This is a genomic window from Sorangium sp. So ce1036, assembly GCF_051369805.1.
Classification (GTDB): domain Bacteria; phylum Myxococcota_A; class Polyangia; order Polyangiales; family Polyangiaceae; genus Sorangium; species Sorangium cellulosum_F.
Map to the genome: position 1 here is coordinate 9,455,174 of NZ_JBBMOX010000001.1, position 23,680 is coordinate 9,478,853.

Consider the following 23,680-nt stretch of genomic DNA (forward strand, 5'->3'; position numbering starts at 1 on the left):
GCCGCGTCGCCCAGGCTCGTCCCTGGCTCGTCGCTCACGGGGCCTGCGCTCCGGCGGGCCCCTGTCGTGGCCCGCGACGGGGGTGCCTCCGAGCGCGCTCTCGCGCGGCTCACCTCCGGATCTGCGCGCCGTCCGCCCTGCCCTGGATGCCCTGGATCAAGGCCAGCGCGCGCCGGAGCTCGCCGAGCACCGACTGGAGCATCGCGAGCACCGGCCCGTTGGCGCCGCGCATCTGCGCCATCGTCGCGGCGTTCTCGACGGCCTGCGCGGCCTGCGCCGGCGACGGGGCCTGTCCGGCGAGCTCCGCGATCCGCTCCCGCGCCGCGGCGAGCGAGAGCGCGTGCACCGGCTGGCCGCGAGGCCCCGACACCTCCATCGCCTGCCGCAGCATCTCCTCGGTCAGCCGGCGCGTCTCGAACTGGTCGGGCCGCGGCGGCCTCTCCATCGCCTCGGGGGAGGCCCGCAGGCGGCTCCCGATCTCGGCCAGCCGGGCGCCGAGCTCCGCGAGGGACGCGACGTCCGCGGCCCCGAGCGCGGCGTCGACGGCCCCGGGCGCGCCCCCGCCCGGCGGCGCGCCCCCGCGCCCTCCGCCGAGGCGCTGCATCATCCCGTGGAGCGCTCGCCACCGCGACGCGAGCTGCTGGACGCCCTCGGAGAGCCGCACGACCGGGTTGGCCTGCTCCGGGGGCACCGGGCGCGCGGGGGACTGTCCGACGATGCGCCCGATCGTGTTGCCCGTTGCCATGGATCACCTCACCGCGCGTGGCCGACCGGGACGATCGGCTCCTCGCCGCGCTGCCGCATGCGCTCGCGCTCCACCTCGGGCGGCGCGGGCGGCCACTCCACCCCCGCCCGCGCGACGCGGTCGCGGAGCGCCGACATCTTCTGGAGCGCGGGCGAGCCCGGGAGCTGCCGCGCCATGAGCTCCGCGAGGACGCCCGCGAACGACTGGCCCAGGCGGTTCACCGCGCGAGGGTCGGCGCCGCGGTCGAGCAGCTGCTCCACCTGATCGAGCTGCAGGGCGCGCAGCGCGTGCGTGATCGCGGGCGTCCCGAGCGCGTCGCGGGCGTTCACGTCGGCGCCGCGGTCGAGCAAGAGGTGCATGTTCGCGGCCGTGGGCTCGGCGGCCGCGCGAAAGAGCGCCGGCGTGCCGCCGCGGCCGACCCGCGCGTCGGGCGGCACGCCGCCGTCGAGCATCGCCCGCAAGAAATCGGGGCTGCTCGAGAGCAGCGAGAGCTCGAGGGCGCTCGTCAGGCCCGGCACCACGCGGTGCACGTCGGCGCCCGCGCGCACGAGCTCGGTCACGATCCGCAGCCGCTCGGGCTCGCGCCCCGACGCCCACTGCATCGCGAACACGAGCAGCGTCATGTCCTCCGCGCCGGGCGCGCCGAGGTCGGTCGCCGGCGCGAGCGCGCGGACGGCCGCGAGGTCGGCGGCCGCGATGGCCCGCGCGAGCTCGCGCTGCGGGCCGAGGAAGAAGCGGTCGGGGTCGGGCCGGCGCATGGCCATGTTCAGCACACCTTTCCGGTCTTCTCGGCGATCCGCTGCTGGTCTTCTTGCTTCTGCCGCTCGATGCCCTTGAGGACGTCGGGCATCAGGTGGCGGTGGTACGGGTCGAAGCTCGACGCGGGCAGGGTGCGCCGCTCGCCCACGGCGTCCGGCATGAGCGCGCTCAGGGCGATCTTGGCCGCGGCGCCCCAGAAGCCGCCCACCGCGAACGCGGCCAGGGTGCCCTTCCACCCCTGCTCCTGCGCGCCCGTGAGCACCTCGTCCTGGACGCGGTACGCGGCGATGTCGGCCGGGCGCTCCGTGCCGCCGTAGCCCGTCACCGTGCCCGCGTTGAGCCCCGCCGCGTTGAACGTCCACCCCCGCGAGCCGCCCGCGGTCGCCGCGGCCGACGCGAGGCCGCCGCCGAGCGAGTGCCCCGTGTAGTCCACGCTGCCCCCGAGCGTGTTCCCCACGCGCACGGCGTCGCGGTAGTACGGCGACTCGATGTTGAGCCCCTGCGCGATGTTGTTCTTCCAGTCCGCGCCGCCCTCCGTCCCCCGGAAGGCGACCGTCGGCCGCTGATCGCCGCCGAAGACGTCGGGATCGGGCTCGTAGAGCCGCGTGGCGTCCGGGCGGCTGCCGTCCAGATCGCCGGGCGTGACGCCGTAGCGCGCGAGCGCCTCGGGGTCGTCGCTGATGTCGCGCCAGCCCGTGGGCGGCGGCTTCGAGGGGTCGTACGCGTGCTGCGAGAGCGCGGCCTTCTCGGCGGCGACGTTGTTGCGCTCGAAGCGCTCGGCGGCGTCGCGCGTCGCGGGATCCTGGCTCTTCTTGCCCTCCGCGATCTGCTCCTTGCGGCACGCGTAGCGGGCCGCCTTGTCGGCCTTGTCCTGCGCCGCCTTGTCGCCGTTCATCTGCGCCCTGTCGTCGTGGCGCACGACCGGCAGGCCGTCGGCCCTGACGCTCGGGCTGTGCTCCTGCGACCAGCTCTGCTGCCCGACGGTGCCGCTCACGACGCCCTTCGCGCTGCCCGGCTCGTCGCCCTCGGTCGTGGGCATCACCGTCCTGTCGTGCTTGTGCACGCGGCCGGCGTTGGCGCGGACGTCCGCGCTGGCGTCCAGCGCGGGCGCCAGCCTGGAGACCACGTTGTAGGGCACGGGCGGCGTGCTCGACCCCATCGGCGTCTTGCAGACGTCGGGCGCGCACGACACCGCCATCCACGGATCCTGCTTGCGGGAGAGGACGTTCTCAGCCACGCGCCGCCTCCATCTTCAATCCGTCTGCAGCTTCAAGAGGGGCGCGAGCGGGTCGACCTCGAAGCGCGCCTCCATGCGCTGCACCCCGAGCGCGCGCGCCACGAGCGCCCGCCACACGCACGTCACGACCATCGCCTCGGTGTCCACCGCGAGCGTGTCGAGCGCCGCGGGGACCGGCACGGGGAGCCCCGCGATCCAGGCGAGCGCGAACGCCCGATGCGGCGGCAGCTCGAACGCGACGCGCCCGTCGCGGGCGAGCTCGGGGCGCGCGAGGTGAACGAGCTCGACGCGCAGGCCGGGGCCGGGGTGCGGGATCTGCTGGTCGTCGGGCGCCGCGTTCCAGTAGGCGAAGGAGAAGTCGTCGGGGAGGAACGGGTGCCGGCCCTGCACCCACGCGTCATCGTAGGTGCCCGCCCGCTGGAGCCGGGGCGTCCACGCGCGCCCCACGCACCCGAGGCCCGCCGGGCCGACGCCGTACCCCTCCGCGAGCTCCGCCATCCTGGGCGCCTCGACGGCGTGCGGCGGGTGCGACGCCAGCACGAGCCGCGTCACCCTGCGGTCGGGCCCTTCGATCTGCGGCGCGGGCACGCGGTCGGGCAACGGCGCGCCGGCGTCCTTCAGCGCGCCGAGGTAACGCGCCTCCATCCACCCGCAGCCGACCGGGTTGGTGAAGCACACCTCGTCGAGGAGCGGGCCCCTGCCCGGCTCCGGGGCGGGCACGAAGCTGCGCCCGCCGAAGGCGTGCTCCCAGCGCACCGGGACGCTCGCCGCCGGCCCGGGCGGCGTGAGGCGGAAGCCGTCCTCCGCGCGCTCGAACCACCGCGGGCCGCACACCTCCAGGGCCTTGTCCACGAGCACACGCCTCGCCGGCGCGCGGCCGCCGGGGTCGACCCCCGGGGGCGGCTCCTCGGGCGCCGTCACGCGCAGCCGCGCCGTCCAGCGCTCCGCGGGCCGGCCCCCGGGCGCCCACGCGGTCGCGCGCACGAGCACGTCGCAGCGCGGCTTGAACGGCGCGAGATCGCTCTCCGCGCGGACGCTCGACGCGTTCGGCTCGCCCTCGAACTCGTCGCGCAGGTGGAGCCGCCCCGCCTCGTCGCCCGGGAGGAGCTCGCAGCGGTGCGTCGCCGCCCCGGCGTCGCCGTCGGCCCCGGCGGCGAGCCGGTAGGCGGCCTTGAGCACGAAGACGTGGTGCTCCTCGTCGCTGGCGTCGAGCGCGCCGTACGCCAGGGCGTCGAACGGCGTGAGGTTGCGGCACTCCATCGTCGCCCCGTGACGCTATCGGAGGCCGCACCGGCGTTCAACGGAGGAGGCCGCGCCGGCGCTCGACGGCGATGCCGCGCGAGGAGGCCCCCGCCGGCACGGCGCCTCGGGGCGCGAGGCGCGCTGGACAGAAGCGCACGGGGCGCGCAGCGCGCCGCCTGTTTCACGGCGCCGCGTCCCCCGCGTGACCGGGACGCGACGGCGCGCGTTCGCTGCGCCGGGGGCGTCGCGGCTCGGGTACCCTCACGCATCGATGGACGTCGTCTGCCAGGGGTCGCTGCGGGCCAGCTCGCTCGTGTGGCGGCCGAGACCAGACGCCTGGGCGCTCACCATCGCGTGCCGAGCCCTCTTCGAGCTCGCGCCCGGCGAGTCGCCCTTGATCCGCGCCCCCACGGCCCCGCTCGCGGGCGAGGACGACGAGCGGCGGCTCGTCGAGCCGTGGGGCCCGGTCGCGCCCCTCAAGAGGTGGGGAGAGGTGGTCGTCGTGGGCCATGCGTACGCGCCCGAGGGCAACCCGGTGCGGTTGCTCGTCGCGCGGCTCGCGGTGGGCGATCTGGACAAGGCGGTCCAGATCCGCGGGGACGCGTGCTTCGCGCACGACGGGGCGCTCGGCGAGCCCGCGCCCTTCACGCGCATGCCGCTCCGCTGGGAGCGCGCCGCGGGCGGGCCGCGCACGGCGAACCCGGTCGGCGTGCCGACGGGCGACGGCGGGCTCGCCGATCCGTGGGGGCGGGTGCGCGCGCCGAACCTGCTGCCGGCGGGCTCGTGGGGGGCGGCGCGGCGCGAGCTCGTGCGGCCCGCCGGGCTCGGGCCGCTCCGGCCGGAGTGGCCCGACCGCGCCGAGCGCCTGCGCCGGCACGCGGCGGGCTGGAATCACGCGCGCTGGGCCGAGCGGCCGCTGCCCGAGGACATCGATCTCGGGTACTTCAACGTCGCGCCGCCGGATCAGGTGACGGACGAGCTCACGGGAGGGGAGCGGATCGTGCTCGAGCACCTGCACCCGCGCTTCGCGCGGCTCGTCACGCGCCTCGCGGCGCCGGCGCCGCGCGCGATCACGGCCGTCTACGGCGTCGAGCAGCGGGTGCCCCTCCGGTGCGACACGCTGGTCATCGACACGGATCACGGCGTGGCGGCGCTCGTCTGGCGCGGGCAGCTGCTGCTCGATCGCCCCGATCGCGCGGGGGTCGTGCTCGTCACGCACGGCGAGGACGCGCCGAGCATCACGGGCACGATGGCCGCGCCGCTCTCGTCGAGGCCCGCCGCGGCGCTGCCGTTCCAGCAGGCCGCGGCGCCCCCCGGCGCGGAGCCGCCCGCCGGCGCGGCGCCGGACGCGAACGGAGCGCGCGTCTCGCCGTCATTCCCGGCCTCGGGCCCCGAGGCCTCGATCTCGCGCCCTTCGAGCCCGGCCTCGGGCCCCGTCGGTGGGGAGGAAGGCGCCGCCGGGACCCAGGCGCCATCCCTCGCGCCCGCGAGGCCGGCGCTCCCGTTCCGAGCCGGCGCGCTCCCGCCCCAGGGCGGCGCGCCGGTCGAAGGGCCTTCGACGCTGCGTCGCCCGACGGCCTCGCCCGGCTCCCCTCCGGCCCCCGCGCCGCCTCCGCCGCTCGCGGCGATCGACGCGCAGCGCTCCGACGCGCCGCCCGCCTCGCCGCAGCCGCCCGCGTGGCTCGCCTCGCCGCAGCCTCCCGCGTGGCCCGCCTCGCCGCAGCCGCCCGCGTGGCTCGTCACGCCGCCGCCGCCCGCGCCGCCGCCCCCCGCGGCCAGCGGGGCCGCCGAGGCCGCGCGGGCCGAGGCGCCCGCCCCCGCCCCGGCCACGGCGGAGCAGCTCCCGACCGGGCAGGCGGAGGCGCCGCGGCTGCCGGTGAGCGAGTACCCCCTCGAGCGCTGCGCGGCGATCGCGGCGCGGCTCGCGCGCCGGCCGGAGTCGCAGGACGAGATCCTGGAGGCGGAGGCGCTCGCGCTGGACACCTGGGAGGCGCTCCACGCCCACTGGCTCGACGCGATCCGCGCCGGCATGGCGCGCGGGAGCAAGGCGCAGCTCTCGGCGTACGACGCGGCGTTCGTCGGGGCGCTCGAGGCCGAGCGAGGGCCGATCACGGCGGCCGAGTACGCGCGGCTCGTGATCGCGGCAGAGCGCGGGAACGACCGGGAGACGCTCGCGGAGCTGAGGCTGCCGGAGGGCGTGATGATCCGGATCCGGCGCGTGTGGCTGGAGCGGGTCGTGAAGGATCCGGAGGCGGCCCGGGAAGTGCGCGAGGCGATGCGCGAGGCGGCGGAGGCCCCCTGAGAACGGAGGCCCGGCTCCAGTCCCGCGCGTCAGAAATCGTTTCCTCGGAAGAACCGCGTCAGAAATCGTTTCCTCGGAAGAACATGGGAGCGAGCCAAGGCGGCTCCGGCAGGTTCCCAAGCGCGTGGGAGAGGACGATCTCCGCGTCTTCGTGGGCCCGACGTGCCGCGCGCAGGCGTCACTCGATCCGTCGGCGTACCATCAGCCGCCGCACGTAGGTCTCCACATCGGCGCCGGTATGGCGGATCCGCCCGAGCCGGGCATGCGCGCCGTGCCGCGCCAAGGGTCGCTCACAAGAGCAAGAGTCAGTTGAGGTCGATCGGATCGCCGTCGATCTGCGTGTGGCCGCTCGAGTGGACCGTGATGTCGGTGCCAGCGATCGTGATCTTCCCCGACCTCTCGAGCACGATGACCGACTTGCCGCAGACGATCTCCAGCCTGTCGCCGACACGGATGGTCTGCGTGCTGCCGATCTCCACCGTCTCGTTGTTCCCCACCGCGCGCGACCGGTTCATGCCCACCACCTCGCGCGCGTTGTTCCCCACCTGCTTCATGAAATCGTTGCCGACCGTCTGCTCCTCGTCGTGGCCGATCGCGCTCACCCGGTCGTTGCCGACGATCATGCTCTCGTCGTGCTTGACCTTCTTGTGGAGGTCGCGCTCGGCCTGCACCCGCACGAGCTCCCGGCCGGCCGCGTCCTCGAACATGATCTCGTTGTAGCCGCCGGTCTCGGGCGACGAGCTGCTCTTCCAGCCGCTCTGCGTCTTGTCGTCGGGGAGCTTGTAGGGCGTCCTCTGGAGGCTCGTGTACACCCGGCCGACGATGATCGGGCGATCGGGGTCGCCGCCGAGGAAATCGACGATCACCTCCTGGCCCACGCGCGGCAGGTTCGTCCCGCCGAAGCCGGCGCCGCTCCAGGGCTGGCTCACGTGGATCCAGCACGACGACCCGTCGTCCATGCGGCCCTCCCGGTCCCAGTGGAACTGGACGCGCACGCGGCCGAGCTCGTCTACGTGGATCTCCTCGCCGGGCGCGCCCACGACCGTGGCGCTCTCGACCCCCTGGGCGCGCGGCTTGCGCGTGCGGAGCGGCGGGCGGTACGGCACCTCCGCGCTCACCGCCTTGCACGCGTGCTGCCAGGCGCCCGGCAGGTCGCCGACGAGGGTCGACTCGAGGACGAGCAGCCCCACGCCCGGGCCAAGCTCGGTCTTCGGATGGTCGAGGAAGGAAAGGACGGTGCCCGGCGCGAGATCGAGGGCGTTCGTCTTGAACGTGATCTCGCGGGCGGACGCGCGCTTGGCCTCGAGCCGCCGCTGCGCGAGCGCGGCGCCCTCGGACTCGTCCGCGCGGTATTTGCCCCGATCGTCGGCGGCCGGCGTGCTCTCGCCCTTGTCGCTCTCGTACAGGAACGCGCCGGGCACGTAGTGGAACCGCTCGAGCCGCTCCTCGACGCCGCCCGCGCCGGCGGCGCTCGCCATGAGCTTGTAGACCGCCGGCCGCCGGTGGTCGTGATCGCGCACCGTGTACTTGCCCGGGCGCAGGCGGCGGCCGACGTGGACGTCGATGACGTGCTCCCGATCCGCCTCCGTGGGGTTGTCGCGGAACGCGATCGGGCTGCGGCGGGCGTTCCGGTGGGGGCCGTCATCGAGGACGAGCCGGCTCTCGCCGCCGCTGCCGTCGAAGTAGAAGCTCACCCCCGCGTCCTCGAGCATGCGGCAGAGGAACGTGTAGTCGCTCTCGCCGTACTGGACGCGGTACTTGCGCTTCTTGTACGTCCCGGCCAGGCGCAGCTCCGGGGAGATCCCCCACTCGTCGAGGAGCTGATGCGCGATGTCGATCTCCGAGCGGTGCTGGAACATGCGGTGATTGCGCCGCTGGGTGGCGAGCCACAGCGACGGGACGAGCGTGAGCTCGTAGGTCGAGAGGTTGCGCTCCTCGACCGCGACCTGCCGGAGGTGATTGCAGATGCCGGTCCACGTGCGGGAATGGGCGCCGTGCACGGCGAGGCGCATCGGCTGGCCGACGACGGCCTCGAAATCGATGTCCGGGTTGTCCGACACGGCGACGACGCGCACCTCGAAGAGCGCCGACATGCGGTCGGAGACCTCGACGTGGCGCACGTCGACCGCGTCGCCGGAGGCGATCTGCGCCTCCGCCCAGACCTCCCTGCACGCGCCCGGCGCGCCGGAGCCCCCGTCTCCCTTCGCCAGCTGAATCGGATTCCCGTCGGCCATGGTCGCTCCGGTGGTGCCCGCGCCGCCACCGCCTGGCGAGACGGGTCGGAGGCATGCTAGCCGGGCAGGCGAGCCCACCACAAGCCGCCGGACGCCGGCAGTCATGCTCCGCGGCGTCGCCCCCGGATCGGGGCTTCCTCCGGGCCTCCAGCGTGTCACCAGCGTGTCACCGGAGCGCCTGCCCGGGCGGTCACAGGGACTGGTGGCCAAGGCGCACCTGCATCGACGGGTGGCGGTCGGCGAGGGCGCGGACGGTGATGGGGCCTGGGTCGTCGAGGAGCGCCTCCATCGCCTGGAGCGTGGTCGGCTCGCCGAGGGTGGCTCTCACCGCTTCATGCGTCGGCGCCGGGGATGGCTCCGCGCAGGCGCCGAGCAGCAGCGCCGAGACGAGGCGTGCGAGCTCGGGCTCGGCGCGATGCTGCTCGCGCGGGAGCACCCGCATTTCGCGAGGCGGTCGCCGCTCTGCGAGCTGGAGGTGGACCTGCCGCCCGTCCGACGCCCGCTCGCCCTGCTCTGCCCGCGCAGCGCGCGCGCCATTCCGCGCGTGCGCGCGGTGCTCGAGCCTTTCGTGGAGAGCCTGCGCGCGTGGCGCCCGCTGAAGGGAAGGGCCGCGCGGCGCTGACGGCGCCGATCGCCCGCGCGCCGGGCTGCTCCTCCGTGTCCCTCGCGCCCCCTTGCGGCCTTCTCCCTCATCGGGCGATTGCTGCGGAATTCGGCAGGATCGTCAGCCGACCTGCCCGGCCCACGGCGTGGGGGTTCGTCGCGGGGTGATGGGCCTCGCCGGCACGGCGTGGCTGCGCCCGGTCATGCGCTCGAACTCGACGACATCGTGGGAGCACACCACGGTCACCTCGTGTCCGTGCTCCTGCCGCAGCGCGCGCAGCCGGCGCTGGTTGCGGAGCCGCGCGCGGCGGTCCTTCTCCATCATGACCTGATAGAGGCGCAGGCCGGGCGTGCAGCTCGGGCGCGACGGGTCCATCTCCCGGTGATAGAAGTAGGCGTCGCCGGCGAGGAGCACCCAGCCGCCCGCGCTCCGGACAGCGACGCCCGCGTGGCCCAGCGTGTGGCCGATCAGCGGGACGAACAGCACCTCGTCCTTCAGGCCAGAGACCGCGCGCGCGCCCTCGAAGCCGAACCAGCGCTCCCCGCCGTCCGACGGGTACGCGACCCAGCGCGCCTGCGTCGACCACTGGGCGGGTCGGTAGCGCATGCGATCGAGGAGCGTCCGCTGGGCCATCGCGGCGTCGCGCTCGTCCGCGAGCAGGTGGACGTCCGCGCCGGGGAAATCGTCGAGGCCCCCGGCGTGGTCGAAGTCGAGGTGGGTGAGCACGATGTGGCGGACGTCCTCGGGCCGGAAGCCGAGGCGCTGGATCTGCCGGTGCGCCGTCATCTCGGCGCGGAACTCCGGGCGCAGCAGGAAGAGGAAGAATCGGCTCAGGCGCTTTCTGGCCATCGAGACGTCCAGCAGCCCGAGGCCGGTGTCCACGAGGACGAGGCCGCTGTCCGTCTCGAGGAGCAGGCAGTGGCACGTCAGCCGCCCGCGGAGCCCCAGCGTCCGCCCATCCATCAGCGCGCCGCCGATCGGGCACGTCGAGATGCAGTTGAGATGATGCATTCGCATGAGTCGCCTCTCCCCTCGCGCTTATGTTGCCTCTGGAACAGCCCTGGGCGGGTCCTCGCCGAGACCGGCGCATCGGGTGCCATGCGTCCGCCCTGCGCACCGGGGCGTGCTGCGCGAGCGTGGGCGCGAGGGCAGCGCATGAGGGCCTCGGAGGACATGGAGCGTGGGAGTGCATGGGGCATGCCGATCCTGGCGATCGAGGTTGTGCTCATCGGCCCGTATCGGATTGACGCGCCGTATCGGGTTGACGCGGGCTCAGGAGCCAACCCCGGGAGGCTCACGCGCCGACCGCCGCTCCGCGGCGGCGCACTGGCGGCGGCTCCGCGGCGGCTCGAGCGACCCGATCGGCCGTGCGAGGGAAATCGCGGCGCTCCTGTCACACCGGGACAGCTCGCACCGTCCGGCTCACCATGTCGCGCTGGCCCGCGTTCGCCGGCTGGCAGCGGGAGAGCCTGGAGCAGCGGAGATACCGCGGCGCCGGCGTCGAGGGCGGGCGGCTTCCCGCGGCGGACGACGACACCATGGACCGATGCGGCCCGCGGGGTGGTCCCCTGCCCCGCGCGGCGGGCCATCGGCCCGACTCTGCTGCTGTCGCAGACTCCTGGAGATCCACGTGGCGATCGCAAAGCTCACCGGGTGGCGGAAGGTCGCGTCGGCAATATGGCGTGCGCCGGACAACCCGCAGATCTTCGGCGCGTTCGAGTGCGACGCCGGCCCGATCGCCGCGTTCATCGGCGCGGCGCGGGCCGCGGGTCATCACGTCACGCCGACCCACCTCGTCGGGCGCGCCGTGGCGCACGCGCTCCTCCAGGTGCCCGATCTCAACACCCGCATCGTCGCCGACCGCGCGGTGCCCCGCAGGTCGATCGACGTCTTCTTCATCACCGCGGTCCAGGCCGGCAGCGATCTCTCGGGCGTGAAGGTCGAGCGCGCCGATCGCAAGAGCGCCGTCGAGCTCGCCCGCGAGCTCGACGACAGAGCCCGCGCCCTCAAGCAGGGCCGCGACCCGGCCTTCACCCGGGCGAAGCGAACGGCGAGCGCCCTGCCCGGGCCGCTCTTGCGCCAGGTGCTCCGGCTCTCGGGGTGGTTGACCGGCAGCCTCGACCGGGACCTCCCGGCGCTCGGCCTCGAGCGGAGCCCGTTCGGCAGCGCCATGGTCACGAGCGTGGGGATGCTCGGGCTCCCCATGGGCTTCGCCCCGCTCGCCTCGTTCTTCAAGGTGCCGCTCCTGATCCTCGCCGGCGAGATCGCCGACCGCGCGGTCGCGGTCGACGGCCGCGCCGAGGTGCGCCCGATGATCCCGATCACGGCGACCATCGACCACCGGTACGTCGACGGCTGGCACATCGCCCAGGTGCTCCGCCACTTCCGGGCCTACATGGCCGATCCGGGGGCGTTCGAGCCGGAGACCACGGAGGTGTAGAAATGGATTCGCCCCGTGCGAGATCGCCTCGCCATGCGCGCCTCACCCGGGATGACCTGGTGCTCCGGTGTGCCCCTCTCCCTGGCGGCCGCGCCGCGGGGGCGATGGACTCGATCTCCAGCGCCGGAGCTGATAGCGGTGGGTCTCATCATGGCTCACGCATGGCAGGTTGATGAGCTCGGGCGGTTCTTCGATCTGTCCGTCGATCTGGTGGGGATCGCCGGCTTCGACGGGTACTTCAAGCGGATCGGCCGGGCCTGGGAGCGGGCGCTGGGGTTCTCGCGAGAAGAGCTCCTGTCCAGGCCGTTCGTGGACTTCGTCCATCCCGACGACCGAGAGCGCACGATCGCCGAGTCCGCGCTGGCGTTCGCCGGCGCCGGCACCGTGACGTTCACGAACCGCTACCGGTGCCGCGACGGCTCGTATCGCTGGATCGAATGGAACTCGTCAGCTCACCTGGAGGAGCAGCTCGTCTATTTCGTCGCGCGCGACGTCACGGAGCGCAAGCTCGCCGAGGAGGCGCTGCGCGCGGCCGAGTCCCGGTTCCGGGCGGCGATCCACGGGAGCCTCGACGCCTTCTTCGTACTCCGGTGCTCGCTCGACGAGGCCGGGAGGTGCGATGACTTCGTGCTCGTCGACGCCAACGCCCGGGCGTCCGAGATGCTCGCCGCGCCGCGCGAGGAGCTCATCGGCCGGCGCCTCAGCGAGCTCGCCGGGCCCGACCACTTCCGCAGGCTCCTGGAGAAGTACACGCGCGTGTTCCAGACCGGCGAGCGGCTGCTCCAGGAGAGCGAGGCGGAGAGGCCAGGGCGCGAGCGCATGTGGATGCAACAGCAGGTCATCCCCCTCGACGATGGGGTCGCGTTGACGGTCAAGGACGTCACGTCGTTCAAGCGGCTGGAGGCCGAGCTCAGGGACGCGCTCCAGCGCCGGAACGCCTACGCCGAGGAGCTCGAGCAGAAGCACCGCATGCTCGCGGAAGAGAACGCCGAGCGCGAGCGCGCCCAGGCGGTGATGCGGCAGCAGCAGGAGACGATGCTCGCGATGTCCACGCCCATCATCCAGGCGTGGGATCAGGTCCTCGTGCTGCCCATCATCGGGACCGTGGAGGCCGAGCGGGCGGCGCACATCATGGAGCGGCTCCTCGCCGAGATCGTCCGGACACGCGCGCGCTTCGCCGTGCTCGACCTGACCGGCGTCAGCGCGGTGGACGCCGCCACCGTGGGCCACCTGCTCGCCGTCGTGCGCGCGGCGAGCCTGCTCGGCAGCCGATGCCTCGTCTCGGGCATCTCGCCCGCGATCGCGCGGACAATGACGGAGATCGGCTGGGCCGACGAGGCCTTCATGACCTTCGGCCTGCTCCAGAATGCCCTGCGATACGCGCTCTCCCACTGTCGCGACGACGCCGCGCGCTGAGCGGGAGAGAGGACCCGTGCTCGAAGAGGCCTGCTCGCCGTCGTGCGCGCGGCGAGCTCGTTCGACGGCGGCGCCTCGCGCCGCCAGGACGCCAGGACGCCAGGACGCCAGGAACAGCATCGTATCCTGGGGGCCTCTGGCGGCTCCTCGGTGGCTCGCTCATCGAGCCTGATGCTCGAGCCTCTCTCTGACGAACGTCGCGAAACCCCCGGCGCGGGGGTGTAGCAAAGCCCCTCCGGCGCCGCGGATGCGCTCCCGTACCAGGCCGAGATCGCTCCGCTCGTCCACCTCGAGGTCGGCCGGCTCCGGCTCCTGGTCGAGGAGGAACAAAAGGGCGTCGAGCGGGCTCGCCTCGAGGAGCGCGTCGAGGAAAGGGAGCGCGATCGTGGAGGTGTCCTCGACCGGATGGCAGGATCCGCAACGGCGCCCCTGGCCCCGGGACACCTCGCGGAAGTAGAGGTCTGCCCCCGCGCAGACCTCCCTCTCGATGAGCCCGGCGATCACGCGCGGATCCTGATCGCAGGCGGCGAGTCGCTCCTCGACGGCGATCGCGCTCGCCGCAGCCGAATCGCCCTCCGAGTCTCCCCCCGGACGAGCGCACGACGTGAGCAACACCGACGCCAGCAGGGGGCCGAGGATCGGGGCGCGGAGCTTCGAGCTTGGCATGGAGTTTCCTCTTCCTGTTGCTGTCGCTTTCTGTGCTCGTCGCCGGCGCGCGCGAGCGCGACCGAGGCGGGCCGGGCAGGCGGCGACGCGGACCGGCCGGCCCTGACGCTCATGCACCGTCGAGCCCGGCGGAGGCTCATCGTTCGCTCCTGTGCAACGAGGGTCGCCCTTGCCGCACGGAGGCGAGGCGATCCGGAGGGGGAGCCCGCGCGCGGGGCGTGTCAGCGCGGGCGGTCACCTAGTGAACGCAACCAAGCACATCAAGACTTCGATGCAACCAGCAGCACAGCTCCGAGGGGCGACGTGGCGTTTCAAGGAGGATCGCGGCCCGACGCGCTCGAGAGGCTCGATCAGCACCCTGGGTGCGACCTCAGGCGAGGACGCCTCCCCCTGGAGGCGGACGCCGCGCTCCGTGGCCGCGGCGAGGCGACCGCTCCGGTGGCCGGGTGATCCCATGGCGGTCGGGAGGATGCCCGGATACCCGGATGCCCAGAGTTGCGGCTGACCAGCGGCGGGCCCACGCGGGTCTCTTCATGACCGTTATGCCGCCAACGTGTAGGTCCCCCGATGGCGCGTCTCCAACTCATAATTAGCATGGGGCCCATGCATCCCTTGCATCTTGCCTCGATCGATCTGAACCTGCTCGTCGTCTTCGACGCGCTCCTGGCGGAGGGGAGCGTCACGCGCGCAGCGGCCCGCGTCGGGCTGAGCCAGTCGGCGATGAGCCACGCCCTCGGGCGCCTGCGCGCGCTGATCGACGATCCGATCCTGGTCCGCACGGCGCGGGGGATGATCCCGACGCCCCGCGCCCAGGAGCTCATCGGCCCCATCCGCGCGGCCCTCGCCCAGATCGAGACGACGGTCGCGCGCCCCGCCCGCTTCGACGCCGCGACGGCGCGCCGCTCGTTCGCCCTCGCCACGGTCGATTACGTGGAGCTCATCCTCCTGCCGCGGCTCGTGCAAAAGCTCTTCTCCGACGCGCCCAACGTCGACCTGATCGCGCGCCCCTACGACAGCGAGATGTTCGGATCCATGGAGACCGGCAAGATCGATCTGGCGATCGGCCTGTTTCCCTCCGTGCCCGCGGGGTTCTACCGGCAAAGGCTCCTCGAGGAGACCTACCTGTGCGTCGTGCGGAGGGATCACCCCGTGGTGCGCAGCAAGCTCACCCTCAGGGCGTACGCGAGCCTGCCGCACGCGCTCATCAGCCCGCGCGGCGAGGGCGGCGGCCGGGTCGACGAGGTCCTCGCCGAGCATGGGCTCACGCGCCGCGTGGCGCTGCAGATCCCCCATTTCCTGGTGGCGCCGCTCATCGTCGCCCAGACCGATCTGGTCCTGACCGTGCCGGCGCGCATCGCGCGCGCCTTCGCCGAGATGGAGGCGCTGCGCATCATGAAGCCCCCCGTGGAGCTCGGGGGGTTCTCGCTGGATCAGGTGTGGCACGAGCGGCAGGCCAAGGACCCGGCGCACGCCTGGCTGCGCGGGCTCTTCGCGGAGATCGCCCGCGAGTGCTGACTCACGGGGCCTGCGCCGGGATGAGCTCGGTCCCCTCGCGCTCGGCGAGCCGCCGGTGCAGCGACGCGAGGCGGGCGGTGACGGGGCCGCGCTCCCCGCTGCCGATGACGCGCCCGTCGAGGCTCCGCATCGCGAGGATGCCAGCGCCCGAGCCCGTCAGGAACGCCTCGTCGGCGCCGAGGAAGTCGAGCCGCCCGAGCGAGCGCTCCCGGACCTCGAGCCCGATGCTGCGCGCGATCTCCAGGACGGCCGCGCGGTTGATGCCCTCGAGGCAGCCGTCGGTCGCCGGCGGCGTGGAGAGCACGTCGCCGCGCAGCGCGAACACGTTGGCCACGCTGGCCTCGGCCACGTGGCCGTGCGCGTTGAGCAGCAGCGCGTCGTCGGCGCCGCGCTGCCGGGCCTCGAGCTTCGCGAGCGCGGAGCCGAGGTAGTTCAGGCTCTTGACCCGCATGTCGAGCGCGTCGGCGCTGGGCCGGCGGTGGCTCGACGTGATGAGCGCGAGGCCGCGCTGCCGCTGCTCCTCGCTGAACAGGCGGATCGAGCCGACGATGCAGAACAGCCCGGGGCGCTCGCAGGTCGTGGGGTCCACGCCGAGCGGGCCGACGCCGCGCGTCACCACGAGGCGGACGTAGGCCTCGCGCTCGCCGTGGGCGCGCACGGTCTGCTCGATGATGTCGCGGAGCTCGCCGGGCGGGCGCGGCAAGGCGAGGCCGAGCGCCTTCGCGCCGAGCGTGAGCCGCGCGAGGTGATGCTCGATCCGGAAGAGCCTCCCGGCCGCGACCCGGATGCCCTCGAAGACGCCGTCCCCGTAGAGCAGCCCGTGGTCGGTCACGCTCACGGTCGCGTCCGCCGCGTCGACGATCCGCCCATCGATCCATGTCTTCATGCCGTCACCTCCTGGTCCCCCCCTCGAGAGAGCGCGCGACGCGCCCGGCGGCGTCGCGCGTGTGGCGCACCGCCGCGTCCAGGCGCTCGCCGCGCAGGCTGGGCGCCGCCGCGGCGCAGGCGATGCAGCCGTGGAGGGCGCCGTGCGCGAGCACCGGGGCCGCGATCACGGTGAGCCCGTCGATCCACTCCGCCTCGTTGATGTCGTAGCCGCGCCGCCTGGCCTCCTGCACGGCCCGCGGCGCGGCGCGGCCCGCGGCCGCGGCGCCCACGAGCTCGGGCGCGTGCGCGAGGTAGAGCCGGCCGCTCGCCGTGACGTCGACCGGGACCTCGGCGCCGACGGTGGGCGCCGCGCGGAGCAGCCCCGTGCCCTCGGCCTTGTCGAGCACGACGAGCCGCCCCCCGCGCGCGGCGACGAGGAAGAACGTCTCGCCGAAGGCGGCCGCCGCCCGCTCCAGCTCGGGCCTGGCCACGCGCGCGACCGCGTCGATCGCCTGGGCCCCGAGGCCGAGCCGGATGAGGCCGACGCCGAGCCGGTAGCGCCCCTCCCCGTCCTGCTCGACCAGCGCGTGCGCGGCGAGCGACGCGAGCAGCCGGTGCAGCGTGGCCTTGGGCATGCGGAGGCGCTCCGCGAGCTCCGCGAGGGACGCGACGCCGCCGCTCGAGCGCAGCGCCTCGAGGGCGCGCACCGCCTTGTCGACCGTTCCAGACCGTTCCATTATTCGGAATCGCGTTCCGATTTCTGGTATAGCCCACACCGGAGCCGCCGTCCAGGCCGAGCTCGGCTGGGTGGTGGGGTACCTTGGCTGAAGGTGGGGTCTTCTGAACCGTCAAGGCGCCAAGGACGCCAAGAATTGATTCTCTCCTTGGCGTCCTTGGCGGTTGAGCTCTCGCTCGTTCAACGCAATCGGTGCTCTAGGCGCGGCCGCGGACCCTGTCCCAGATCACCTTGGCGCCGCCGACGGCCGCCAAGAGGCCCGCGATGACCAGCTTCTTGCTGGCGAGCAGGAAGGCGAGCAGCCCCTTGAACAGCCCCGCCTTGGCCGCCACCTTGCCAGCGACCAGGGCGCCGATGCCGTACGCGGCGACCTGGTCGATGTCCGGATTGAAGTCCTCGTACCGGTTGCCGGGCTTGAACTCGACGAAGCCGAGCACGCGCTGCATCTCGCTCCGCACCGTCGCGAGCTGCTTCATGCCGGAGACCGCGTTCAGCTCGAGCACGCCTTTGCGCCCGAGCACGCGGATGGAGTAGTTGAGCGTGCGGTCCTCGTTGCCCTCGAACTCGAGCTCCTTGGCCCAGAACAGCTTCCTCGTCGCAGCGTCGTAGTGCGGCGGCTCGGCCCAGCCGACGAGGCGCACCGCCGGGAAGCCCGCCTTCTTTCGCTCCGGGTTCTCCTCGCTGGTCTCCTTCTGCATCTCGGCCAGGAGCTCGCCGAAGTCGATCTCCTTCGCGTCGTCGTCCTCGACGTGGCCCTCCTCCACGTAGCTGATGACGACCCCCCACGAGTCGTCGGCGATCGGGCTCACGCCGGCCGGGAACAGCATGCCGAGCGCCTCCGAGCCGGGCGGGTTGCCCCAGGCCATGAGCACCTTCTCGGCGCCCTCGGGGCCCGTGAACCGGAAGGCCTCCGGCACGTCGAGCTCGGCCAGGTCGTCGCCGACCGTCACCTTCCCGCTCCGGAGGTTCAGCCCGGCATCGAACCGCTGCATCGCCGCGGCGATCTCCGCCGCGGTCGGCTCCTGCTCCGCGCCCCCCGGCTGCCCGGGCGCAGCCGTCCCCGCGAAAGCGGCGCCCGCCGGCGCGGCGGCGCCCGGCGCGGCGGGCTGCTCCTCGGCGGCGGCCGGCGCGGGGGCGACGACGCCCACCGCGGGCGCGCCGAGACCGAGCACAACGACTCCCGCAGCAATCCAGACAGACCGGCGTCGCGACACGATTCCTCCCCTCCAGACGGACATCCTGCCGTCTCCGGAATGTTCCGGTCATTACATCAGAACGCTCAGGAGGGTTCAAGCGCGGCGAGGTCCGGGGCGGCGTGCGCTCGCGCGCCGCGCCGCCCCGGACCTCGCGGCCCGGCGGCGCCTCGCCCGGCGCGCCGGGTCGCCGTGCGCCCTCGCGCCGCGGCGCGGGGGCGTGTCGTTCATCGCCTCAGCGGTTGGGCTGCGGGGTGAGGCGGAGGTAGGGCCGGACCGCGTTGTAGCCCTTCGGGAACTTCTGCGCGAGGACCTCCGGGTCCTGGATCGAGGGGACGATCACCACCTCGTCGCCGTCCTTCCAGTTGGCGGGCGTCGCGACCGCGTGGTCGTCCGTGAGCTGGAGCGAGTCGATGACGCGCAGGAGCTCGTCGAAATTGCGCCCGGTGCTCGCCGGATAGGTGAGCGTCAAGCGGATCTTCTTGTTCGGGTCGATGATGAACACCGAGCGGACCGTCAGCGTGTCGCTCGCCTGCGGGTGGATCATCCCGTAAAGGGTCGAGACCTTCCGGTCCACGTCGGCGAGGATCGGATAGTTCAGCTTCGTGCGCTGCGTCTCCTCGATATCCACGGTCCAGCGCTTGTGCGAGTCGACGTCATCGACGCTGAGGGCGATGGGCTTCACGCCGCGCTTGTCGAACTCCGGCTTGAGCTGCGCCACCACGCCGAGCTCCGTCGTGCAGACCGGCGTGAAGTCCTTCGGGTGGGAGAACAGGATGACCCACGATCTCCCGGCCCACTCGTGGAACCGGATGGTCCCCTCCGTGGAAGCTTGCTCGAAATCGGGTGCGATGCTGCCGAGTTGCAGGCTCATGGCGGTTCCTCCTTGAAACGATGGTTCGTCCGTTATGCTGGAGGACTGTCTGTCATGATGGGCAGGGTGTCAAGCCGCTCGCTGCGTCCCGGGCGCTGACGCCGCGCAGCCGGGCCGACCGCCCCTGCAGGGGCGCGAACAGGGCCCGCGCCGCGCCGGCGCGGAGGGGTCCGGCGGCCGGCGGAGGTGCTCGGCCACGCGCTGGCGCCGCTCGCCGTGGAAGCGCAGTAGGCTCGTCCTCTCGGGGGAGCGCCGCAAATCCTTGAGGCGCGGAGCCCACCTCGCGAGAGGATCGCGCCGCCACGCGCAGCGCTCGCGATCAAGCACGCGCGGCCAGAATACTGAGAATGTAGAGGCGCCGCGCGGGGGCGTGAGACGACATCTCCGTTCGAGATGCTGGGCGTGATCGCGCAGCACTGATGGCGCGCTCGGCGCCGGCTGCCCCGCCGTGCAGCCATCTCCTGGACGTGAGCGCCGCGAGGTGCGCCCGCCCGGCGCCGCGCTCAGAGCGCGCCGACCTCGCGCCGGAAGCCGCGCCAGGGGATCTCGCGTCGCGGGGCGGCGCGCCGCTCGCTCAGCACGGCGCGCCGCTCGCCCGCCCCGGCGGGCGCCGCGGAGGCCGAGCAGGCCCCGTGCTCGAGGACGTGCAGCGCCTCGGCGAGGGACGCCTCGCTCGCGTCGCCGAGCTCCGCCCCGAGCGCGTCCTCGGCGACGCAGTCGGGGGCCATGCCGTCGTAGTAGTCGCCCTCTCCGTCCGCGTTGACCACCCGGAACGCGATCGGGTTGATCGTCTTGTCGCAGTGATGCCAGCCGTACATGCCGACGGGCTTCCCGTGGGTCGTCGAGCCGACGAGCGTGACGTCCAGGTACGGACGCAGGCTGTTGATCAGCACCTCGCTCGCGGAGGCCGTCCCGCCGGACGTGATGACGACCAGCCGCGACACGGCGGGGACCTGGTCGAGCTCCTCGAACACGGTCTGCTTGTCCCACTCGCGGTGCCGCTGGTTGTGCGTGGTGAGGTCGAGCAGCGCGCCCACCTGCTCGGGCTGGTGGATCAGGCTCGCGAGGTGCCGCTCGACGTCGAGGCGCCCGCCGCCGTTGTAGCGCAGGTCGAGGATGAGATCCTCGATCTCCTCCTCCCGGAACATCGCGAAGGCGCTGTCGAGCTCTGCCCTCGTGGGCTCGACGAAGCTCGTGAGCATGAAGTAGCCGGCCTTCCTGGACCCGGCCTGCACGACCCGCGGGCTCAGCACGGAGGTGAGGGTGAACCACGCCTTTCGAACGGCGCTCGTGAAGACCTCGGCGCCGGCGCGCTCGATCGTCAGCGTCATCTCGTAGCCTTCCTCGTCGGGGCCGCTCACCTCCTCCCACAGGTCGTCCTTCGCGATCTGGTCGATCGTGAGCCCGTTGATCTCCAGCACCCTGTCGCCCCGGCGCAGGCCCGCCTCGCTCACCGGCGAGCCGGGGTAGATCATCGCGAACCGGACGCTGTCCTCCTCGTCGAACATCCACCGGAAGCCGAACCCGAGCATGCGCGCCTCGTCGTAATACGCCTCCTGATCGCTCTTGCTCATGATGTAGCTCCAGCGATCGCGCTCCTCGTGGACGAGGTCCTGGAGCAGCGCCTCGGGAGAGGGGTAATCCTCGTACGCCACGTCGGGCACGAGGTCGTGCCAGAGATAGACGTCCTTCATCAGCTCGAACAGGAACCGGTTCTGTCCCACCGTCGAGCAGTCGTCGGCCGCTTGCGCCTGATCGCGCTCCACCGAGGTCGAGCAGCCCGCGGCCGCGGCGGCCGTCAGCACGAGGAGACAAGGGGGGAGGGCCGTGCGCCAGGAAGCCATCATATCGAGCAGAACAGCACGAAACGGCGAGGGCAGGCAACGCCCCGCGCGGCCGCGTCGCCGCGCCCCCGGCCCGCGGCCGCCGCCGCTGGAAATGGGGCCAGTCCGGCGCACGCCGCGGGACGTGCGGCCCTGTCCGGAGGACCGGGATCCGACGTGGTGAGTGTCCACGACGGCCTGCCCGGTGGCGCGCAGCGCCCCGTCGTCAGCCCGTCATCCTCGCCGTTCCTCGCCCGGAGGAGGCTCCAGGGCGACGCGGCCCCCGACCTGCCAGCCACGGAGATCGTCGTCGCCCGACCGCTCGACCGAGAGGCGGCACGGCCGCCCCATGTCGTCGCCCTGGGCGATGGTCAGGCGCGCGAGCCTCGCGTGCCCGCCTGCGCGCACGAGCCACAGGGCCGGCGCGGCGGCCGAGCCGCCCGTCGCCGGGTCCTCGACGAGGCCGATGCCCGCCGGGAAGTGGCGGACGGCGATGTGCGCGCCATCTCCCTCGATGCGCTCGACGACGAAGGCATACAGCCCGGTGCTGCCCAGCGCGGGAGCGATGCGGTCCACGGCCGCCGGATCGACGGAGATCGCCGCGAGTTGCTCCCGCCGCGCCAGGGGGATCAGCGTCTTGAGGCGCGCGCCGCCGGCGTTCCACAGCCGCCCGGGCAGGTCGGCCGGGGCGAGGCCGAGGGCGGCGGCCAGCGCCGCCCGGCGCTCGCCGCCCGCATCCAGCGGCGCGAGCGCCTGCGGCCCGAGCCCCACCGACACGGCGAACGTCGCCTGGTCCACCGACCGGACCCGGGCCAGGAGCTCCCCCGAGGGGGTCGTCACGGTCGAGGGTCGATCGTCCTCGCCGAGGCGGCCCTGACCGCGGGCGAGCGCCAGCCCGGCCAGCAGACCGTGGAGGCACAAGCTCAGCTCTCCGTCGGGCACCAGGAACCGGAAGTCCCTCCCCGCGGCCTCGAGCGTCACCTCCACCCCGGTCGCGCGGGCGAGCGCGCGCGCCGAGGAGAGGGCCGCTTCGAGATCGCCTCTCGCCCCCACTGGCAGCACCCAGGCGGGATTGCCGCCATGCCCGCTGGCGTCGACGAAGGCGCGGGCGAGGCGGGCGTCGGCAGGCGCGTTGGCGATCATGGCGGTGCTCTCGCGGGCGGAGGTCGACAGGTCGACGGGGGGACCCGGCGATTCTACCTGACGGCCGCGCGCCACGCGCTCACTCCCATGAGGCGCCGCCCGGGCCGGGGGGTGAGAGGGGCTTGCCCCCTACAGGCGCATCCTCCAGCGCGGATCCCGGAGCGGCCTCCGGAGCGACGTCGGGGCGTGCGGGCTCGGCGCGACGCCGGTCCAGGCTTCCAGCGCCTTCAGGGCCTGCTCCCGATCGGCGGGCGCGAGCTCGCCGATGACGGCGCCGTGGTTTCCTTCCGGCGCGATGAAGCGGTGCGCGTCCCGCGCCTGCCCGAGCTCGAAGGCCGCGGCCGTGTAGGGGTCGTTCTCGCCGTAGATGAAGAGGAACCGCTCGCCCTCGGAGGTGAGCCAGCGGGAGACGTCCTGCATCGCGCCGGGATCGTAGGCCGGGGTCTTGCCGGGGCCGGACAGGACGAACGCCGGAGGCACGTCGGTGCCCGGGTGCTTCAGGAGGTCGGCGAGGTGCGCCTCTGCCACGCCCGGATAGCCGAGCTGCGTCGCCGCCTGCCAGTGGTACGGCTCGAACGCGAGGAGGTAGGGGTCGGACCACAGCGAGGGAGAGGCCACCTCCTCGAGGAAGGCCCAGACTTCCTCGTCGCTCGACGCGGCGGTCGGGACGTCGGCGCACAGGCTCGCGCGCTGGTACTGCCAGAAGGAGAAGACGGTATCGAGCACAGCGACCTCCAGGGTCCGCTCGACGCCGAGGACATCGTAGGCGAAGCCTTCCTTCGCGGCCTCGTCCTCCATGCGCTCCACCATGGCCGAGCGCCGCAGCAGCGCCTCGCGCTGGAAGTCCTGCAGGGCCTTCCGGCACGCCGGCTCGCCGCGCTCGGCCACGAAATCGAGGTAGCGCGGGTCGGGGCCCCCGAGGCTGTGCGGGGCCACGTAGGCCACGGTGCCGTCCACGTCGGCGGGGAAGAAGCGGCGGTGATAGACCGAGGTCATCCCGCCTTTGCTCACGCCGGTGGAGATCCATTTGCCCTGGTAGAGAGGCCGGATCGACGCGATGACGTGGTGCAGGTCCGCGGCGGCCTGCTCGATGGTGAGCATCGACCAGTCTGCGGGCGCGGGGCGAGAGGGGGTGAAGAAGCGGTGCTCGACCCGGATCTGGTTGGCGGCGAGCAGCTCGGCGGGCTCGTCGAGCCACTGGGACTCCGGGTAGATGGAGTATCCCTCGGTGACGAGCACCACCGGCGCGGCGGGATCTCGGTGATGGAGCACCAGGCGCTGCTGGAACCGCGCCCCGTCGGGCTCGCCGTGATCTGCCGGCTGCTCGATCTCCATCACGAGATAGCGATAGCCTGGAAGGTCCGAGTCCTGCTCCTCGACGGTGAGGCCCGGGATGGCCCTGAGCTGCTCCACGAGGTCTCCCGCGCCGGCCGCCTCCACGCCGCCCTCCGCGGCGCCTCCTGCGCCCTCCGCGGCGCCGCCTGCGCCGCCGCCGTCCTCCACGGCGCCTCCTGCGCCCTCTGCGGCGGCGCCGCTGTCTTCTGCGGCGCCGCCTGCGCCGCCCATGCCTGAGAGCGGGCCGCTCCCGGCGTCGTCTCCGCAGGCGGCGATCGACGAGGAGAGCAGGGGGATGGTGAGCCATACGAGGAGAGGCGTGCGCATGGCGGCGGAAGCTATACCAGGGGGCACTCAGCGCGATCGGGATCGAGCAGAACGTGGGCGCTGGACGCCAATCCACGTGCGTATTCCATGCGTGCCCCCCTCGGAGGCCGGCGAGGAGTCCTCGGCATATCCGGCGAGGGATCCCCGGCAGATGCTGAGCTCTCGGATCGCGACGAGCCCTGTCGAGATTGGCTCCGCACGCTCACGCCGTTCTCCTCGTGC

Annotated in this window: 20 protein-coding genes; 5 read left to right on the forward strand and 15 right to left on the reverse strand. The window is 73.4% G+C overall.

The window, feature by feature from the left end:
• Nucleotides 1–109: 109 nt before the first annotated feature.
• From WMF31_RS35540 to WMF31_RS35555, 4 genes are read right to left on the reverse strand one after another with little or no spacing between them, the layout of a single operon-like run.
• Nucleotides 110–745: a hypothetical protein gene (locus WMF31_RS35540; protein WP_436606189.1), complete on the reverse strand. Its 636-nt coding sequence runs from the start codon at nucleotides 743–745 to the stop codon at nucleotides 110–112.
• Nucleotides 746–753: 8 nt separating this feature from the next.
• Nucleotides 754–1,509: an ankyrin repeat domain-containing protein gene (locus WMF31_RS35545; RefSeq protein WP_436606190.1), complete on the reverse strand. Its 756-nt coding sequence runs from the start codon at nucleotides 1,507–1,509 to the stop codon at nucleotides 754–756.
• Nucleotides 1,510–1,511: 2 nt separating this feature from the next.
• Nucleotides 1,512–2,741 carry a DUF4150 domain-containing protein gene (locus tag WMF31_RS35550; protein WP_436606191.1) on the reverse strand — a complete coding sequence of 410 codons (1,230 nt, stop codon included), beginning with the start codon at nucleotides 2,739–2,741 and terminating at the stop codon, nucleotides 1,512–1,514.
• Between the two features lie 15 nt (nucleotides 2,742–2,756).
• Nucleotides 2,757–4,001 (reverse strand): DUF2169 family type VI secretion system accessory protein, encoded by a 1,245-nt coding sequence (locus WMF31_RS35555; RefSeq protein WP_436606192.1) that lies wholly within the window; start codon nucleotides 3,999–4,001, stop codon nucleotides 2,757–2,759.
• Nucleotides 4,002–4,254: 253 nt separating this feature from the next.
• On the opposite strand from WMF31_RS35555, the gene WMF31_RS35560 reads away from it, so the two are divergent.
• Nucleotides 4,255–6,285, forward strand: a complete 2,031-nt coding sequence (locus tag WMF31_RS35560) for a DUF2169 family type VI secretion system accessory protein (protein WP_436606193.1) — start codon at nucleotides 4,255–4,257, stop codon at nucleotides 6,283–6,285.
• Nucleotides 6,286–6,590: 305 nt separating this feature from the next.
• On the opposite strand, the gene WMF31_RS35565 is transcribed toward WMF31_RS35560, so the two are convergent.
• Nucleotides 6,591–8,519 carry a type VI secretion system Vgr family protein gene (locus WMF31_RS35565; RefSeq protein ID WP_436606194.1) on the reverse strand — a complete coding sequence of 643 codons (1,929 nt, stop codon included), beginning with the start codon at nucleotides 8,517–8,519 and terminating at the stop codon, nucleotides 6,591–6,593.
• Nucleotides 8,520–8,709: 190 nt separating this feature from the next.
• Nucleotides 8,710–8,847 (reverse strand): hypothetical protein, encoded by a 138-nt coding sequence (locus WMF31_RS35570; protein WP_436606195.1) that lies wholly within the window; start codon nucleotides 8,845–8,847, stop codon nucleotides 8,710–8,712.
• Nucleotides 8,848–8,853: 6 nt separating this feature from the next.
• Here WMF31_RS35570 and WMF31_RS35575 point away from each other — a divergent pair, with 6 nt between their 5' ends.
• Nucleotides 8,854–9,141: a hypothetical protein gene (locus tag WMF31_RS35575; RefSeq protein ID WP_436606196.1), complete on the forward strand. Its 288-nt coding sequence runs from the start codon at nucleotides 8,854–8,856 to the stop codon at nucleotides 9,139–9,141.
• Nucleotides 9,142–9,243: 102 nt separating this feature from the next.
• Here the strand turns inward: WMF31_RS35575 and WMF31_RS35580 are convergent, their stop codons facing one another.
• Nucleotides 9,244–10,140, reverse strand: a complete 897-nt coding sequence (locus WMF31_RS35580; RefSeq protein ID WP_436606197.1) for an MBL fold metallo-hydrolase — start codon at nucleotides 10,138–10,140, stop codon at nucleotides 9,244–9,246.
• A 613-nt stretch (nucleotides 10,141–10,753) separates the two neighbouring features.
• Here WMF31_RS35580 and WMF31_RS35585 point away from each other — a divergent pair.
• Together WMF31_RS35585 and WMF31_RS35590 are read left to right on the forward strand one after the other, a co-directional pair.
• Complete coding sequence (locus WMF31_RS35585) at nucleotides 10,754–11,563, forward strand: 2-oxo acid dehydrogenase subunit E2 (RefSeq protein ID WP_436606198.1); 810 nt, start codon at nucleotides 10,754–10,756, stop codon at nucleotides 11,561–11,563.
• Between the two features lie 150 nt (nucleotides 11,564–11,713).
• Nucleotides 11,714–12,979, forward strand: a complete 1,266-nt coding sequence (locus WMF31_RS35590; RefSeq protein ID WP_436606199.1) for a PAS domain S-box protein — start codon at nucleotides 11,714–11,716, stop codon at nucleotides 12,977–12,979.
• Nucleotides 12,980–13,138: 159 nt separating this feature from the next.
• On the opposite strand, the gene WMF31_RS35595 is transcribed toward WMF31_RS35590, so the two are convergent.
• Nucleotides 13,139–13,645, reverse strand: a complete 507-nt coding sequence (locus WMF31_RS35595; RefSeq protein WP_436606200.1) for a hypothetical protein — start codon at nucleotides 13,643–13,645, stop codon at nucleotides 13,139–13,141.
• A 603-nt stretch (nucleotides 13,646–14,248) separates the two neighbouring features.
• Here WMF31_RS35595 and WMF31_RS35600 point away from each other — a divergent pair.
• Nucleotides 14,249–15,160, forward strand: a complete 912-nt coding sequence (locus WMF31_RS35600) for a LysR family transcriptional regulator (RefSeq protein ID WP_436606201.1) — start codon at nucleotides 14,249–14,251, stop codon at nucleotides 15,158–15,160.
• Between the two features lies 1 nt (nucleotide 15,161).
• On the opposite strand, the gene ilvE is transcribed toward WMF31_RS35600, so the two are convergent.
• From ilvE to WMF31_RS35635, 7 genes are all read right to left on the reverse strand, one after another.
• A complete protein-coding gene (gene ilvE / locus WMF31_RS35605) occupies nucleotides 15,162–16,046 on the reverse strand; it encodes a branched-chain-amino-acid transaminase (protein WP_436606202.1) in 885 nt (294 codons plus the stop codon).
• A 4-nt stretch (nucleotides 16,047–16,050) separates the two neighbouring features.
• Nucleotides 16,051–16,764 carry an IclR family transcriptional regulator gene (locus WMF31_RS35610; RefSeq protein ID WP_436606203.1) on the reverse strand — a complete coding sequence of 238 codons (714 nt, stop codon included), beginning with the start codon at nucleotides 16,762–16,764 and terminating at the stop codon, nucleotides 16,051–16,053.
• A 196-nt stretch (nucleotides 16,765–16,960) separates the two neighbouring features.
• Nucleotides 16,961–17,935 (reverse strand): DUF2167 domain-containing protein, encoded by a 975-nt coding sequence (locus WMF31_RS35615; protein ID WP_436606204.1) that lies wholly within the window; start codon nucleotides 17,933–17,935, stop codon nucleotides 16,961–16,963.
• A 256-nt stretch (nucleotides 17,936–18,191) separates the two neighbouring features.
• Entirely contained in the window at nucleotides 18,192–18,830 is a 639-nt protein-coding gene (locus tag WMF31_RS35620) for a peroxiredoxin (RefSeq protein WP_436606205.1), read from the reverse strand.
• Between the two features lie 503 nt (nucleotides 18,831–19,333).
• A complete protein-coding gene (locus WMF31_RS35625; RefSeq protein WP_436606206.1) occupies nucleotides 19,334–20,677 on the reverse strand; it encodes a S41 family peptidase in 1,344 nt (447 codons plus the stop codon).
• A 210-nt stretch (nucleotides 20,678–20,887) separates the two neighbouring features.
• A complete protein-coding gene (locus tag WMF31_RS35630; RefSeq protein ID WP_436606207.1) occupies nucleotides 20,888–21,796 on the reverse strand; it encodes a PhzF family phenazine biosynthesis protein in 909 nt (302 codons plus the stop codon).
• Between the two features lie 129 nt (nucleotides 21,797–21,925).
• Complete coding sequence (locus WMF31_RS35635) at nucleotides 21,926–23,458, reverse strand: S28 family serine protease (RefSeq protein WP_436606208.1); 1,533 nt, start codon at nucleotides 23,456–23,458, stop codon at nucleotides 21,926–21,928.
• Nucleotides 23,459–23,680 lie beyond the last annotated feature (222 nt).

Coding starts and splice junctions, on each gene's coding strand:
- WMF31_RS35540 (WP_436606189.1), bottom strand. CDS start 745: ATGGCAACGGGCAACACGATCGGGCGCATCGTCGGACAGTCCCCCGCG.
- WMF31_RS35545 (WP_436606190.1), bottom strand. CDS start 1,509: ATGGCCATGCGCCGGCCCGACCCCGACCGCTTCTTCCTCGGCCCGCAG.
- WMF31_RS35555 (WP_436606192.1), bottom strand. CDS start 4,001: ATGGAGTGCCGCAACCTCACGCCGTTCGACGCCCTGGCGTACGGCGCG.
- WMF31_RS35560 (WP_436606193.1), top strand. CDS start 4,255: ATGGACGTCGTCTGCCAGGGGTCGCTGCGGGCCAGCTCGCTCGTGTGG.
- WMF31_RS35565 (WP_436606194.1), bottom strand. CDS start 8,519: ATGGCCGACGGGAATCCGATTCAGCTGGCGAAGGGAGACGGGGGCTCC.
- WMF31_RS35575 (WP_436606196.1), top strand. CDS start 8,854: ATGCGTCGGCGCCGGGGATGGCTCCGCGCAGGCGCCGAGCAGCAGCGC.
- WMF31_RS35580 (WP_436606197.1), bottom strand. CDS start 10,140: ATGCGAATGCATCATCTCAACTGCATCTCGACGTGCCCGATCGGCGGC.
- WMF31_RS35590 (WP_436606199.1), top strand. CDS start 11,714: ATGGCTCACGCATGGCAGGTTGATGAGCTCGGGCGGTTCTTCGATCTG.
- WMF31_RS35595 (WP_436606200.1), bottom strand. CDS start 13,645: ATGCCAAGCTCGAAGCTCCGCGCCCCGATCCTCGGCCCCCTGCTGGCG.
- WMF31_RS35600 (WP_436606201.1), top strand. CDS start 14,249: ATGCATCCCTTGCATCTTGCCTCGATCGATCTGAACCTGCTCGTCGTC.
- ilvE (WP_436606202.1), bottom strand. CDS start 16,046: ATGAAGACATGGATCGATGGGCGGATCGTCGACGCGGCGGACGCGACC.
- WMF31_RS35610 (WP_436606203.1), bottom strand. CDS start 16,764: ATGGAACGGTCTGGAACGGTCGACAAGGCGGTGCGCGCCCTCGAGGCG.
- WMF31_RS35620 (WP_436606205.1), bottom strand. CDS start 18,830: ATGAGCCTGCAACTCGGCAGCATCGCACCCGATTTCGAGCAAGCTTCC.
- WMF31_RS35625 (WP_436606206.1), bottom strand. CDS start 20,677: ATGATGGCTTCCTGGCGCACGGCCCTCCCCCCTTGTCTCCTCGTGCTG.
- WMF31_RS35630 (WP_436606207.1), bottom strand. CDS start 21,796: ATGATCGCCAACGCGCCTGCCGACGCCCGCCTCGCCCGCGCCTTCGTC.
- WMF31_RS35635 (WP_436606208.1), bottom strand. CDS start 23,458: ATGCGCACGCCTCTCCTCGTATGGCTCACCATCCCCCTGCTCTCCTCG.